The sequence below is a fragment of the Rhizobium sp. NLR8a genome (genome assembly GCF_019685235.1).
Taxonomy (GTDB): domain Bacteria; phylum Pseudomonadota; class Alphaproteobacteria; order Rhizobiales; family Rhizobiaceae; genus Rhizobium.
Map to the genome: position 1 here is coordinate 514,035 of NZ_JABDWI010000001.1, position 15,104 is coordinate 529,138.

General features: G+C 58.3%; 11 protein-coding genes and 1 pseudogene. 7 read left to right on the plus strand and 5 right to left on the minus strand.

The annotated features are described in order from the left end of the window. The first annotated feature begins 235 nt into the window (after positions 1-235). The 3 genes and pseudogenes from HJC04_RS02345 (at position 236) to HJC04_RS02355 (ending at position 1,748) form a co-directional block, all read left to right on the plus strand. The gene (locus HJC04_RS02345; RefSeq protein ID WP_221123191.1) at positions 236-1,123 is read left to right on the plus strand and encodes an NmrA family NAD(P)-binding protein; all 888 of its coding nucleotides are present in this window, start codon (positions 236-238) and stop codon (positions 1,121-1,123) included. Positions 1,124-1,215: 92 nt separating this feature from the next. Next, positions 1,216-1,473 (plus strand): annotated as a pseudogene (locus tag HJC04_RS31570) (zincin-like metallopeptidase domain-containing protein); the annotation flags it as partial. 2 nt (positions 1,474-1,475) lie between these two features. Then, complete coding sequence (locus tag HJC04_RS02355) at positions 1,476-1,748, plus strand: hypothetical protein (RefSeq protein WP_259668790.1); 273 nt, start codon at positions 1,476-1,478, stop codon at positions 1,746-1,748. A 302-nt stretch (positions 1,749-2,050) separates the two neighbouring features. Here the strand turns inward: HJC04_RS02355 and HJC04_RS02360 are convergent, their stop codons facing one another. The 3 genes from HJC04_RS02360 to HJC04_RS02370 form a co-directional block, all read right to left on the minus strand. Then, on the minus strand, positions 2,051-3,088 hold the full coding sequence (locus HJC04_RS02360; protein WP_221123192.1) for an NAD(P)-dependent alcohol dehydrogenase: 1,038 nt from the start codon (positions 3,086-3,088) through the stop codon (positions 2,051-2,053). A gap of 115 nt (positions 3,089-3,203) precedes the next feature. Then, positions 3,204-4,643: an aldehyde dehydrogenase family protein gene (locus HJC04_RS02365; RefSeq protein ID WP_221127505.1), complete on the minus strand. Its 1,440-nt coding sequence runs from the start codon at positions 4,641-4,643 to the stop codon at positions 3,204-3,206. 97 nt (positions 4,644-4,740) lie between these two features. Next, positions 4,741-5,712 (minus strand): LysR family transcriptional regulator, encoded by a 972-nt coding sequence (locus HJC04_RS02370; RefSeq protein ID WP_017958449.1) that lies wholly within the window; start codon positions 5,710-5,712, stop codon positions 4,741-4,743. Positions 5,713-6,180: 468 nt separating this feature from the next. Here HJC04_RS02370 and HJC04_RS02375 point away from each other — a divergent pair, with 468 nt between their 5' ends. Together HJC04_RS02375 and HJC04_RS02380 are read left to right on the plus strand one after the other, a co-directional pair. Continuing rightward, positions 6,181-7,338, plus strand: a complete 1,158-nt coding sequence (locus HJC04_RS02375) for a CaiB/BaiF CoA-transferase family protein (protein ID WP_221123194.1) — start codon at positions 6,181-6,183, stop codon at positions 7,336-7,338. Positions 7,339-7,461: 123 nt separating this feature from the next. Continuing rightward, the gene (locus HJC04_RS02380; RefSeq protein WP_221123195.1) at positions 7,462-9,975 is read left to right on the plus strand and encodes a methyl-accepting chemotaxis protein; all 2,514 of its coding nucleotides are present in this window, start codon (positions 7,462-7,464) and stop codon (positions 9,973-9,975) included. Positions 9,976-10,076: 101 nt separating this feature from the next. On the opposite strand, the gene HJC04_RS02385 is transcribed toward HJC04_RS02380, so the two are convergent. Beyond that, a complete protein-coding gene (locus HJC04_RS02385) occupies positions 10,077-11,582 on the minus strand; it encodes a fumarate hydratase (RefSeq protein ID WP_221138324.1) in 1,506 nt (501 codons plus the stop codon). A 212-nt stretch (positions 11,583-11,794) separates the two neighbouring features. Between HJC04_RS02385 and HJC04_RS02390 the strand changes: the two genes are divergently transcribed. Then, on the plus strand, positions 11,795-13,288 hold the full coding sequence (locus tag HJC04_RS02390; protein ID WP_221123197.1) for a citrate lyase subunit alpha: 1,494 nt from the start codon (positions 11,795-11,797) through the stop codon (positions 13,286-13,288). Positions 13,289-13,330: 42 nt separating this feature from the next. Here HJC04_RS02390 and HJC04_RS02395 read toward each other — a convergent pair whose 3' ends face one another. Next, complete coding sequence (locus HJC04_RS02395) at positions 13,331-13,753, minus strand: helix-turn-helix domain-containing protein (protein ID WP_221123198.1); 423 nt, start codon at positions 13,751-13,753, stop codon at positions 13,331-13,333. A 278-nt stretch (positions 13,754-14,031) separates the two neighbouring features. Between HJC04_RS02395 and namA the strand changes: the two genes are divergently transcribed. Beyond that, positions 14,032-15,102, plus strand: coding sequence for an NADPH dehydrogenase NamA (namA, locus tag HJC04_RS02400; protein ID WP_221123199.1), 1,071 nt, complete (start codon positions 14,032-14,034; stop codon positions 15,100-15,102). Positions 15,103-15,104 lie beyond the last annotated feature (2 nt).

A 15,104-nucleotide genomic window follows, 5' to 3' on the forward strand; every position in this document is an offset into this window, starting at 1 on the left:
TGACAGGTGTCCGAAAGTATGAACCAGCATCAGGTGACCGAAACCATGACCTTCCACCGCGCCCTATGGGTGGCCGGATCATGAGCGCGATTGTCGTTACCCGCTCTGGTGACAGACGGCACTATTCAGCTTTTCGCGCCGGCGCAGATCGCGAGCATGTCCAGGAAACCGGGCCATTCTACCGCTCATCCATTGAACGAACTGGGGTCTGTCCCTCAACATCAGGAGAAAACCCATGTTTTTAGTAATGGGAATCACGGGAAACGTGGGCGGCGCGACGGCAAGGCACTTGCTAGCACAGGGCCAGAAGGTGCGCGCGCTGGTCCGCGACCGCGAGAAGGCGGTTAACTGGGCGAACCAGGGCGTGGAACTGGTTGACGGCGATTGGAATGATTCGGGAGCCATCGAGCGAGCGCTCGAAGGCGTCGAAGGCGCGTTTGTTATGTTGCCCCCTGTCTGGGCGCCCTCGCCCGATTACAAAGAAGCAACGGGCGTGATTGCAAACTATGTCGAGGCGCTCACCAAGGCAGCGCCGTCGCGAGTGGTTGCGCTTTCGTCGATGGGCGCGAACAGGGCCAGCGGACTCGGAATGATCACCGCCTTGTCGCTCCTGGAGCAAGGTTTAAGGGACCTGATATCGCCCATCGCATTTGTGCGCGCTGGCGGATTCTTCGAAAATTTTCTTTTCGGCTTGCAGGTCGCGCAAGGTGGAACGCTACCGGTTTTCTACAATCCGACAAACCGGAAATCGACCATGGTCGCGACGAACGACATCGGCGCGGAGGTCGCAACGCTTTTGACCGGGCCAGCGTGGTCAGGGCTACGCATCGTCGAGATTGGTTCGATGGTCACTGCGGATGAGGTCGCGGAGCAATTGGGCGAAGTCCTGAATCTCGACGTGAAAGCCTTTGCAATCCCGCGTGCAGGGTGGGCGGAAGCGTTAGAGCGGTTCGGTATTCCGAAGGGCCACACCAGACCTGCCGAAGAGATGAACGAGGCCGTGAACGCGGGATGGCTGGACCTCGGCGTCGCGGGAACGGAGCACGTGGCGGGTACGACCTCCGCACGCGACGTCTTCGCAGCGGCACAGAAGGGCCATCACGGCATGAGCCGGCGATGCTGAACGGAGGCCGCGTTGCCGGTGGCAATTGGCTTCCATCCCTATTTGAGGGGCAAAATCTGTCAGTCGCCAGTAAGAGCTCGCGATCGTATAGAGCCAGGTATGACAGCCATCCATACGACGTTACGCCTGTCGCACTGCGGCCGCTTCCAGACCTGATCAAAGCCCGTGTCGAGGCGCTCATAGGGGTTACCGGCATTAAGTTCCGGGGCGGCGGCGACCGTGCCCTCTACGTCCCGGCGTATGACTTTGTGCAAGTGCCACCGCCGCGGGCCCACTTCGAGCGCAATTGGCACCGCACGGCTCTGCACGAACTTAGGCGCGCCAGCGGACACCATTCGCGGGGAAGCAGGACGTGGTCCTGCTTCCCCGTCGCAACAGCGATGGCAGGGTCTACGTCTATCGCAGCGCCAAGGACCAACCTACCGCAACGGCCTTCCACGGCAAGGCCGTCAAACCCGACTGGCACCAGAGCTTTGCCAATGAGGCCGCCCGCGAACTCAAGATAAGGGCGCATTCAGAGGGGCGGCAGCGCGCCGCGTCATGGCGGGCCGAACGCCGCGCCGAGCGCAAGCAGCCGCACGGTTTCGAGGTCGGCCATATTCCTCTATGCCTCATGGGGCTATGAGCAGACAAATATCGATTTCTATCAGGTGATAAGCATAATCGGCGCCCAACTGTGGAAGTCCGAGAGGTCAGCCAGATCGTCGCCGATACCGGCAACGAACCATGGAATGCCTGCCGAGCCGGATGTCTTTACAGGCGAGCCGCACTCATGACTGGCCTCGACCTGGCGGGGGTTCGTATACAAGCGATGTTTCTGCCTCACATCGGTAGCGGGACAGTGGAGACGCGTCAGTGAACGGCGCGTGCTTTCGCTTTGCAAGTCATGGTCGGGCGGACCGCCACGAGCGGCGGTCCGACAGAGTCTTACAGATTGATGGCGATTTTCCCGAAATGTGAGCCCTTCTTCATGTACTTTAAGGCTTCAGCCACGTCTTCAAGCGGGTAGAACGAGTCGATGACTGGCTTAATGTTGGCCAATTCTATGGCACGGTTCATGTCTTCAAAGCCGCGCCTCGACCCGACAGCGATGCCCTGCACCCTCACCATTGGTCCGATTAATTGGCGGACATTGAGCTTTGTTTCATATCCGGCCACGAAACCCACAACTGCCACAGTCCCCCCGAAAGATACGCATGAAAGCGACTCCGGCAAGGAAGATCCAATCGTCTCGACGATGAGGTCGGCGCCGCGGCCGTCCGTGGCGGTTTTAACAGCCGCCGCCCACTCTGGCGTTGATTTGTAGTTGATCCCCACGTCGGCACCAAGCGCTTTGGCTCGCTCCAGTTTCTCATCAGACGATGACAGGATCACGACTTTCGCCCCCGACATCTTGGCGAACTGCAGGGCAAACAGGGAAACACCGCCTGTACCCTGCAGCAGCACCGTGTCACCGGCTTTTACCGGCCCCGCCGAAAGCGCCGACCATGCAGTCAGAGCCGCGATCGGCAAGCAGGCTGCCTCTGCGTCCGTCAGGTTCGACGGAGCATGCACAGCGTCTTCCGCGGGAACCACAACAAAATCCTGGAGCACTCCGCCCAGCGGTGCACCGATCGTTCGCTTCGCGCGCTGTTCGGGCGTCGGGCGGCCATCGTGCCACCCTTGTGTATAAATTGGCAGGACACGGTCGCCGACCTTGAAGCGGGTCACACCTTCTCCGGTGGCAACGACTTCTCCGCACGCGTCGGAAGCAGGGACGAGCGGGAGCGGCAATCCGGCGATGTAGGTACCCGTGAGGACCGCGAGATCCCTGTAATTAAGGGTCGCGGCTTTAACCTTCACGAGAATCTGCCCCGGCCCCGCCACCGGAACATCGTCCTCAACAATTCTGATCTCGTCCAGCGAGAAGCCGAAAGCCTTGGCAGCTCTCATTTTGCCGCCATTGGGCGATGCTGTATGGGTCATTTGTTTCTCCACCGGTATGTGCGCCGTTTTCCATGCGAGGACGCATATGGCTTGGTTTGCTGGCATTGGATTGAGCACCGGCAGCTGCGCTGCCGGTGCGCTATATGGACGCTACTTAAGAAGCATGCTGAATGACAACCGTCTTCAGGTTCGTGTAATCGTCTAGTGCGACGAGGCCCTTTTCACGACCGTGTCCGCTTTTCCCCGTGCCCCCGAATGGCAATTCAATCCCCGCTCCAGCGCCGTAGCAGTTGATGAAGACCTGCCCAGCACGCAGACGCTTGGACATCCGCATCTGGCGGCCACCATCGCGGGTCCAAGCCGCTGCTACCAAGCCAAACTCTGTGCCATTCGCGATGCGCACGGCGTCGTCCTCGTCCTCGAACGACAGCGCTGCGAGAACCGGGCCGAAAACCTCCTCCTGTGCAAGGCTGTTTGAGTGCGGGACCGGGCCAAAGAGCGACGGCCGCACAAAAAACCCGTCTGGGTCCACGCCTTCGGCGATCGTGCCCTGGGCGATCAGGGGAATTCCATCAGCCTTTGCCTTGTCGATGAAGCGCTGAACGGTTTCTTTCTGCCTGAACGTGATTATCGGGCCGCAATCGAAGTCCATATCGGGCGAGCCTACACGCACCTTGCTAAACGCATCACCCAATCGTTGCATGAAATCGTCATAGATTGTCCGCTGGACAAGAACGCGGCTTCCCGCAGAGCAGGTCTGACCGCTGTTCTGGATAATGGCCCGCAAGATGGTTGGAATGGCGATATCGAAATCGGCATCGCTGAACACGACCTGCGGAGACTTGCCGCCGAGTTCGAGCGTGCAGTTGATGTAGTTGTCAGCCGCAGTTTTCTGGATGAGCTGACCGACTTCGGGCGACCCTGTGAACGAGATGAAGTCCACGCCGGCGTGGCCTGCGAGCGCGGGTCCGATCTTGCTTCCGGGACCGGTTACAACGTTGATCGCACCATCGGGAAGTCCGGCCTCGGAAGCAAGCTCCGCGAGGCGCAGGATCGACGCTGACGCCGCTTCGGCAGGCTTGAGAATTGTCGCATTGCCCGCGGCGAGAGATGGCGCAAGCGTCCGGCCAAACATTTGCATCGGGTAATTCCATGGCAGGATGTGCCCGGTAACGCCCTTCGCCTCACGCACCACCGCGACAAAGTGGTTGTTGAGATAGGGAATGGTATCCCCGTAGACCTTGTCGGCCGCCCCGCCGTAATATTCGAAGTACCGCGCCGCCGCGTCCGCGTCATTGCGCGCCACGGTCATTGGCTTGCCTGTATCTTTGGCCTCGATCTGAGCAAGCTCTTCCCTGTGATCCTGGATAAGAAGGGCAAACTTCTGGAGGAGGCGACCGCGCTCGGCCGCTGTGAGTTTCCCCCAGGCACCCTGGTCAAAAGCATGCCTGGCGGCTCGTACCGCCGTGTCGATGTCTTCTACGGTGCCAAGAGCGATGCGGCCGTATTCCTTCCCCGTGCTGGGATCTATAGCAGGTGTCGTTTCGCCGGAGCTGCCTGCCGCCCACTTGCCGTTGATGAAGTGCTTGTCCAATGCCGGACCTCCCTGATTGTGCGAATTGCTGGGCCATAAAAGGCCGCCGCCCCACGTCCGGCAATTTGAGTTAAGCTCTCACTGCCATTGCAAACGATTATGGGACGCCGGTCAAAGAGCCGCTGTTTGAAACGCGGGTGGCCAGCCATTCTCCCTGGCGAATAAGATCGGACATCAGCGTTATGAGCAGGTCATTCACCCTGACGGAGGCCCTCGTGACGATTTGGGCGGGATTACGGACGACAAAAATGCCGCGCCGGAAAACGGGCTTGACGATGCGTGCCGCCGAGAGCTTTTGCTCGCGCAGTTCGGTAAGGATCGCGGCATGGGCGAGGAGCGAGTAGCCAAGTCCCTGCGCAACCAAGGTCTTGATATGAAGAAGCGAATCCAACTCGAAAGCGACATTGAGTTCGAACGCGTTGTGGCGCGTCTTGTCATCGACAAACCTTCTAAGCCCGTGCTGTTGCGTTGGAAGGATGAGCGGATATTTGTCAGGTTCGGCCAGGCTAACAGGCTCGACCGCGATCCCGTAGTCGTCGGTCGGGCCGAACGCGCGAGGCGGTCCAACGAGAAAGAGCTCCTCTACCGCCACCTGCGTAGCACTGAGGGCGCGCATATCCTGAACGTTATAGAGGACACCGACATCAAGACTGCCCTCCTCCAGCCACCGCCTGATGTGGCCAGACATAGCCTCCGATACATTGATCGAGATACCGGGAAACTGCTTCTTCGCCTCAACAATCAGACGGGCTCCAATCAGGGTGCTTACCGAGCTCGGCAGCCCGATCGACACCTTCTCGTGAATGAAGACGTCATCGTTGCGAATCTCTTCTCGTGCGCGCGACATTTCGCGAAGGATCGTGTTGGCATGTTCCCGGAAGATCCGCCCTGGCTCGGTCAACAAAACGCCGCGCGAAGTCCGCTCGAAAAGCTTTATTGAGAGTTCGTCCTCCAGACGTAGCAGCATCTGGCTTAGTGAAGGCTGGGCGATGTCGAGCCTATCGGCGGCTCTTGTAACGGAGCCGAGCTCCGCAATGGCAAGGAAGCATTTTAGTTGTCTCTCCTCCATGGACCCCTCCCAGAGCCAAACGAATCTCTCAGTCGCGGGGCTTGGCCCCGGCAATTGTCGTATCGTCCAAATTGGGTTGCAGTGCAGCTCGGGCTTTCCTCCTCGAAAGTGTGGCCGCGGCATCCATTGGAATGTGTTATGGCCCAACCTTAAGCAGTGCGCGCTATTACTCTGGGGACACTAAGGCTCCATGCTCCAGAGAAGAGCTCCAGAGAAGAGCTCCAGAGAAGAGAAAAGTGCGTAGCATCAGGCGCATAGCCATATCTTCTTTTTCCTGCGCCGCAGCGCCGCTAGATTACATACCTAAACAGCAACGCCCGCAAGCACAGGAAGGCTATTCCCGCTATTGAAAAAAGCAATAGCTGTCCCGCTATCGTTTTGTTCAATCGGTGCAAGAGCGATAGGCGATTAGCGGAGGAAGGCCCGTTCTGGAAGTATCGACGAAACTCGAAATTTTGGGATACAACCATGCGTCACGATCTTGAGGGAATTACCGTCGTTGCTCTCGAACAGGCGGTGGCAGCTCCCTATGCAAGTTCCCGCCTTGCTGATGCAGGAGCGCGGGTCATCAAACTGGAACGCCACGAAGGAGACTTCGCGAGGAATTACGACAGCTATGTAAACGGACTGAGCGCCTATTTCGTCTGGCTAAACCGTGGCAAGGAATCGGTTCTTTTCAACCTGAAGGATCCCGCGGACGTCAAGCTTCTTCACTCCCTGCTCGCTAGCGCGGACGTCTTCATTCAAAATCTTGCCCCAGGCGCTACCGACCGCGCCGGCATCGCAAGCGCCGAATTGCGGCAGCTCTATCCGAAGCTCATCACCGTGGACATCACCGGATACGGTTCGACGGGCGAGTATCGTTCGATGAAGGCGTATGATCTTCTGGTACAGGCAGAAAGTGGCCTTGCGCTGTTGACCGGCAACGACGCGGGCGCGGCGAGAGTCGGAGTGTCAGTGTGCGACATCGCATGCGGAATGTACGCGCATCAGGCCATACTCCAGGCCTTGTACGCTCGTGAAAAAAACGGAGAAGGCCGCGGTATCGAAGTCTCGCTGTTCCACAGCCTCGCAGACTGGATGAACGTGCCCTATCTTCAGTTCCAGTACGGTGGCCATCACCCCAGCCGGAACGGTCTGGAACATCCCACGATTGCCCCTTACGGTGTTTTCGGGTGTCACGGCGGAGAGAAGCTCCTGCTTTCCATTCAGAACGAGCGTGAATGGCAGCGCCTCTGCGAGCAGGTTCTCAAGCGAGCCGATCTGCATCTGCACGAGAAATTCTCGAACAACAATGCACGCGTGAAACACCGTAGAGAGCTCGAAGCAGTGATAAACTCCATTTTCGGTGATCTGACGCGCGACCAGGTCGCCGAACGCCTGATGAAGGCGGAAATTGCCTTCGGGCGTCTTTCAACGCTTGAAGACCTCGGAAAGCACCCGCAACTGCGCACGATCGCCGTCGAAACCACGACTGGTGAGGTTGAGCTTATAGCACCCCCTTCGATGGCCGCAGGTGATCTGCACTTTGGTGCGGTTCCCGCTCTTGGCGCCCACGACAAGGCTGTGCGAGCCGAGTTTCTAACCGCCTCCACAGATACCGTTACGATCGCCGCGGCAAGGTAGTTGAGAGCGCTGGTCGAGTACGTGGCCGGAGCCGGACGCGGCTCACCATGTGACGGTGATCGTAGGTAATGCGCGGCATAGGCGGACTATAGATTTTTTGAACTTTTTGGGGGCGTGGGCGCGATGGGGATTGGCGAGTTTTTCGGTCGCTTTAAGATTATTACCAAGATTGGGATCATCAGCGCCGCGTTTGTGGTGACAATCGGGGCGATCGGCGGCATCAGTTTTTATTCTACCGGCGTCCTGCAGCAACGGCTCGAATCCACAGGGGACGTCGTCAACGCCCTAACGGGGTTCAAAAATGTTTACGCGAGCATGAGCCTTTTCCTCCAGAACGCGAACGAGGATTCCCGCCATGACCTTACGGAGAAACTGGGTAACCAAAAAGCTGTCTTACGGTTCGCGGAAAACAGGCTGGGCGCCGCTGACGGACGGGCAATTATCGCCGCCGCTGCACTGGATACCGCCAAGATCGAACTCAATCTTGATGAACTCTGGGAAATCCACCAGTCCGAACAGTCCGTGCGACAGAAATTCGAGGCAAGCGCGCAGCAGATAGCCGGTCTCCAACAGAGACTATCGCAGGAACAACTGGCTCTCGAGACCAACATCCGAGCGAGTGAAGAAACGGCAAAGTTGGCGCTACAGCGGGCCGACTATCTTGATGGTGCCGGCAGATTCTTCCAGAAATTGGCCGCGGATCTGGTAAGCGCCGACGCGGCGAAGGTGCTTTCGCTCGTCAAGGCGCGCTCGCGGTTCGTCGACAAACAACTATCCGAGCGGGCCGATGAGCTCTCCCCGGCACTCGCAAACTCCCTTCGGCAACTGTCTTCCCGCCTCACGGATCTAGGGACAGACCCGTCAGCGGCGGGCATATCCGTAGCCGCGGCGGCAAGTGTCGAAATTCAGAAAGCTATGGAGGCCGAAGGGTTTCAGAATATGAAATCGGCCACAAAAGTGTTCGCGGATATGAGTGACAAATCGGCTCTCGCGGTTGCGGTCGCAGGTCATTCGAGGCGGCTGTCCTACGATCTTGCCATTCTTCAAACCACCGTGGCAAGGCATGTCGGCGAACCAACGGCCTCTCGGGAGGAAGCCGTTATGAATGCGCTCAACTCGGTTGATGATGACCTTCTTCGTTTCTCAAATGCAGTGAGCGGTCTGACTTTTTTCGACGGGCTGCCCGCAGCGCTGGAGCCGCCACTTGCTGGTATACGGACGGGCACAGGCGAACTCAGGCAGATCGCTGTCGACCGTAACACAGCGTTCAACCAGGCGGCTGCCACGATCGACAGGGTATGGGCTTCGCTTTCAGGCTTGGTAATGGATCAAAAAGCGGTCGCCGATAGGGACCGGGGGCTGGCAAACACGCTCTCAGTTTCAGCCATCGTGGCCGGCGTTGCAGTTGCCGTCTTCGCCGCCTGGCTGTTGATTTTTACGCTTAAAATCCCGATTGAGCGAGTCACCAAGGCCATGCTCAAGCTCGCTCGCGGGCAAGAACCGGAGTCTGGGAATGACGACGCGCGCAAGGACGAAGTTGGCGATATCGCCCGTGCGCTGGGCGTTTTTCGCGACAATGCCCGGGCAAAAGTCAGGATCGAAGCAGAAAGCGCAGCGCAGCGCAAAGAGGCCGACGGCGAGAGAGTGCGCAATGAGGCGGAGCGCTTCGCCTCGAACCAGCAGCTGGAGTCAGCGGTGACCCATATTGCGGCGGGGCTGGAGCGGCTTGCAATGGGCGACATCTCCGTTCAAATCGACACCGTTTTCAAGGGTCCACTCGAAAAGCTACGCGTTGACTTCAATAGTTCGCTGGCGCGCCTGAACGAGACGCTTCTCCAAATCCGCAACGAAGCAGTGCAGCTTGAAAACAACGGAAACTTGCTGGGTGGGTCGGCCAACCAGCTCGCCAAGAGGTCGGAGGCTCAAGCCGCTTCGCTGGAAGAAACAGCCGCCGCGATGGCTCAGATCGCATCGATCGTACAATCGACTGCATCACAGGCCGAACACGTCAGCCAGGCTGTCAGCGACACCAAATCCGCGGCCGACGATTCCACAAAAGTTGGCGTTAACGCATTGGAGGCCATGGTACGGATAGAAGTCGCATCCCAGCAGATCGAACAGATTATCGGCGTTATCGACGAAATCTCATTCCAGACGAACCTCCTGGCACTCAATGCTGGCGTCGAGGCCGCGCGTGCTGGTGAGTTTGGAAAGGGTTTCGCCGTCGTGGCACAGGAGGTCCGCGAACTTGCGCAGCGCTCGGGATCTGCGGCGGAGGAGGTGAAGACACTGATTGGCCGCGCTTCTGTTGAAGTTCAGACGGGATCGCGGATGGTTCGTGCGATGAACGATGTCCTGAATTCGATCAGTAGCGAGATCGCCAAAGTCAGCGGTGAGGTCGAAGCCATTGCGCTTGCCAGCCGCACTCAGGCGGCGTCGGTATCCGAGGTAAATTCGTCAATCTCCTATATGGATCAGATTACCCAGCAAAATGCAGCGATGGTGGGCCAGACAAGTGATCTTGGTCAATCCGTTTCGCAGCTCGCCTTATCGCTTCGCAAACTGGTCGACCGTTTCACTTTGAACGCAGAACTGGTGGTGCACCGGGGCGAAAACGTAATCCGGTTGCCAGTTTAGGCGCGAACTTAAAAAGCAGTCGGGGCAGGCCTGTAAGCTCTGCCCCGATCCCAGTGGCCGAAAGTTCTGTCCAAGGCGCTGTATGAGCGCGCCCCGTAGCATCATACATTCGAGGCTTTGCCCCGCCACTGGGCTGGGCCGAGGATATGAATGGACTGGCCTCGACAGTCCACTGCCACGGTTACGGGCATCTCCTCGACTCGCATCTCGTATATGGCTTCCATGCCAAGGTCGTCGTAGGCGACTCGCTTAGCTTCCTTCACCGCCTTTGAAACAAGATATGCGGCGCCGCCGACAGCGACGAGATAAGCGGCTTTGTGCCGGGCAATTGCCTCAATCCCCTCCCTACCCCGTTCGGCTTTGCCGATCATTACCCTTAAGCCCGTGCCAGCGAGGACTTCCTCGGTGAACCGATCCATGCGCGTGGCGGTGGTCGGGCCCGCCGGCCCGATTACCTCGTCCCCAACCGCATCCACCGGTCCCACGTAGTAGATCGCTTTCCCCGTGAGATCGACGGGCACCTGTCCACCAGCCCGGAGCGTTTCGACCATCCGTTTATGTGCCGCGTCGCGTCCCGTGTAGAGAGTACCGCTGAGAAGGAGTGTTTCTCCGCACTTCCAGGAGCCAACCTCCTCATCCGACAATGTGTCGAGGTCGACCTGTCGGTAGTTTCCGGCCGTTCTGTAGAGGACAAGTTCCGGCCAGTCGGAGATCGACGGCGCGCGAAATTCGGCCGGGCCACTCCCGTCTAAATCGAAATGCATGTGACGCGTTGCTGCGCAGTTGGGAATGAGGGCGACCGGCAACGAGGCCGCGTGTGTCGGGAAAGACCGTATCCTCACATCCAGCAGGGTTATTGTGCCCCCCAGTCCCTGCGCTCCTATACCCAGCTCGTTCACGCGATTGAAAATTTCCAGACGGAGTTCTTCAATCCGATTGGCTGGACCCCGCTTGAGAAGTTCAAGCATATCCATCTCTTCGTTCATGGCTTGTTTGGCCATAAGCATTGCCTTATCGGCGCTGCCGCCCACACCGATGCCAAGGATTCCGGGAGGACACCAGCCCGCGCCGAGGCCCTGCACGGTTTTGACAACCCAGTCGGAAATCGATTCTGACGGCTCTAGTACGACAAACTTGGCCTTGTTTTCGGATCCGCCGCCCTTGGCGGAGACCGTGATCGACATCCGCTCACCGGGTACGAGTTCGACGGAAAGCATCCCGGGAGTGTTGTCACCGCTGTTCTTTCGAGTCCCGAGAGGGTCCAGCAAGATCGAGGCGCGAAGTGGATTGCTGTCGTTTAGATACGCGCGCCGGATTGCGATATCGACAATTTCCTGAAGCGATTTGTCGGATTTGATGCGCACCATCATGCCGAGCTTGATGAAGACATTCACTGAACCCGTGTCCTGGCAAATCGGCCTGCGCCCTATGGCTGCCATTCGCGAATTAACAAGAATTTGCGTAATGGCGTCGCGTGCTGCGGGGCTTGCTTCGCGACCGAGCGCAGAGACCATGTGCCGGATAAAGTCGGGCGGATGGTAGTAAGAGATGTACTGCAGCGCTTCCGCGACACTTTCGACGATATCGGCTTCATTGATGACGGTCATGACAAAACGAGCTCAGCAATTGGATCAGCGTTTGACCATGAACGTTGTTTCGAACGGCGGCCAGACGAAAAAACTATTGGGAGTAATACAGCGCCTCAATACCGGCGCCGCCATTGCAATCGGCTATCGCTCGAAGACAGAGGAATGTGTTGCGCTTCAAGCGCGTTTTTCCCAACGTCGGTCAGCGTTTAGATTTCGCGAGGGGCGTGTTAATGAATATTTCCATGGGAGGCAACGATAAACCGGGCGAGGCAATGCCAGTCTCGGCTCTTTCCATGTTACCTCCTAGGGCCGCTTCCGGCCCTCCCGTCTTGCTCGCCAGTTTGCGTGAAGCGCTCATCGCCTGCGATATCAAGGATGGCGCGACACTATCATTCCACCACCATCTGCGCGACGGCGATGCCGTGCTAAACCAAGTGCTGAATACCGCCGCGGAAGCTGGCCTGAGGGGACTGACGGTTGCTGCGAGCTCGATTTTTCCGGTCCACGCTCCTCTCGTAGACCATATCGCACACGGCGTTGTGACGCGGCTGGTCTGCGACTATGTCAAAGGTCCGGTGGCGAGTGCAATTATGGCCGGGCTGATGCCAGAGCCAGTCCTTCTCCAGAGCCATGGAGGCCGCGCCCGCGCGATTTCCAGTGGCCAATTGCCAGTAGACGTAGCGTTCCTCGGTGCTCCAAGAGTCGATCGCGACGGTTCAGCGACCGGAGCCGGAGGCCGTGCCTCCTGTGGCCCGCTCGGCTATGCGATGGTCGATGCAGACTACGCGAAAAAGGTGGTACTTCTCACAGAAGAAATCTGCACCGCTCCGCTGGGCAGATACGAAATCGAACCGGGCAAGGCCGACTTTTTGGTAACGGTGCCAAGCCTTGGGGATAACCGGCGGATTTTGTCAGGTGCAACGGCGATCGCGACCGATGCAGCGAGCACGACCATCGTCGATCTTGTTCTCGGCGTTATACATGCGAGTGGCCTGATTGCGGACGGTTTTTCGTTTCAGACGGGGGCAGGCGGAATCTCCCTGGGAGTGGCGAACAAGTTGGGTCACCTTCTCGCCACCGCCGGCGTTCGGGGCGGGTTTATCTCGGGAGGCATCGCTGGCGGACATGTAGCCCTCCTTGAGGCAGGGCTGTTCGAGCGTATCCTCGACGTGCAGTCTTTCGATCTAGAGGCGGTCCGTTCATATGAACGGAACCTAGCGCACATCGCGATGTCAGCATCCCGCTACGCATCGCCCATCGACCCGTCTCCCGTCGTCGATCTTCTTGATACGGTTGTACTTGGGGCTGCGGAGGTGGACAGGTCTTTCAACGTAAATGTCGCAACTGGCGGTAACGGCGTCATCCTTGGAGGACCGGGCGGTCATCCAGACACCGCCGCCGGCGCGAAGCTTACAATCGTGACGACCCGCCTTAAGGCGGGCGGCAATCCAAAGATCGTCGATCGCGTTGCTTGCTGCGTCACGCCCGGCTGCGATGTGGATGTCGTCGTGACAGAAGCTGGGATCGCCGTCAATCCAATGCGCATGGATCTGCTCGAGCGGTTTCGCAAAAGCTCGCTTCCCCTCCGCACGATCGACCAGCTCGCCGCAATTGCGGCCGCGGAGGCCTCTGTACAGCTCTCAAACAAAACCGATTCCGTCGTTGCACTCGTCGAACGACGCGGGGGCGGATGCATGGACGTCATTTACGGCTGTACCGCCTGAAGCGTTCACCCGTTGGTATGATAGCTTGAAAAGGCGCCGCTATTAGGCTGCGCTTCTTCGCAGGGTTTCAGAATGCGGCCTCTGCTCTTTTGCGGGCGTTTCGTCAACGTCGTTTGCAAGCGTCGTAAGCTCGCGGCGCTTCAACCAGTTCCTTCCCCACGAGCAGAGGTCGAGAAGGATCGGCCCGATCGACCTTCCTTCCTCCGTAAGCGAGTATTCGACCTTGGGAGGAACAACCGCGTAGACTTCGCGATGGACGAACCCGTCGTCCTCCAGTTCTCGTAGCTGCTTTGACAACAGCCGCGGCGTGCAACCGGGCAGTCGCCGTTGAAGCTCGTTAAAGCGGGTCGTGCCGTCGGTCATCAAGTGGAAAAGGATGACACCTTTCCAACGCCCGTTGATAAGATTGAGCGCTGCCTCCATGGAGCATGCAGGCACGGCATCGTAGTTGCGTCGTTTGGGCATGTTTTACTCCTCGATACGGAAAGAGGCTGTACTGACCCAAAGTATAGCGCGGTAATGTGTTCGTACAAGACACTACGCTTATACGTACCGTCGGCTTGCTTACCCCTCATTCTAGCAGATTTCGATTTTAGGCAGCGCCAAAGGCGCTTCCGGCTATTACGCTGACGCGCGGCAACCCACTTTACATATGCGTAGTATAGGCTCTTTTTTGCCGTATTGAACGCTGGAATGAGTCCGTATCTCTGGGCCATCACTTAGCGACAGCCCAGGAGTCATAAATGCCAGCAATGTTGTTTGAACCAATCACAATCAGGGGCACCGAGCTCCGCAACCGGATCGCCATGTCACCTATGTGTATGCATTCAGCAGGACCCGACGGCCGCGTGAACGATTTTCACCTTGTCCACTACGGTGCGCGTGCGCTTGGCGGGGCTGGTCTCGTTTTTCTGGAGACAACCGCAGTACTTGAGAACGGTCTGATCGGGCCCGGCGATATCGGTATCTGGGAAGACGGACAGGTTTCGGGACTCACCAGATTAACCGATGTCATTCATCAATTCGGTGCCAAGGCCGGTTGCCAGCTTGGCCATGCCGGAAGACAGTTCGGTATCGATGGCGTACCGGCGATCGCACCGTCGGCCGTCCCGTTCACGGCTGATTCCCGCGTGCCTGAAGGACTAACCGTAGAGGGTATCAAAGACGTCGTAGAGGCATTTCGCCGAGGTGCACGTCGGGCGCGTGAAGCGGGATTTGACGTCATTGAAATTCACACGGCGCACGGTTACCTTCTCAATGAATTCCTGTCGCCGCTGGCCAATCACCGTAGCGATGAATATGGCGGCAGTCACGAAAACCGCTATCGGATTGTGCGCGAGGTCATAGATGCGGTTCGCTCGGAATGGGAGGGTCCTCTATTCGTGCGCATATCGACTACGGATTACGTCGCAGGAGGAAATACGCCGTCTGATTTCCTAGTGTATGGCCAATGGATGAAGGAACAGGGGGTCGATCTGATCGACTGCTCCTCTGGCGGCATTGCGATGGTCAAGGTCGATTCCTTCCCGGGGTACCAAGTGCCGGCAGCCGAACTTCTTCGTCGGAAACTTGACATCAAGACCGGAGCGGTGGGTTTGATCGAGACCGGACGACAGGCCGAAGAGATTCTTCAAAACGGACGTGCGGACATTGTTCTGATCGGGCGCGAAATACTAAGAGACCCGTTCTGGCCGAGAACCGCGGCGGATGAACTCAAGTCGGAGATCCCCGTCCCGCCGCAGTACACACGCTACGGGTCGGCATGGCAGCGCTCGCTCCCACCGCGCCCCGCAGCGCCGCTCCCAGCCGCCTGACA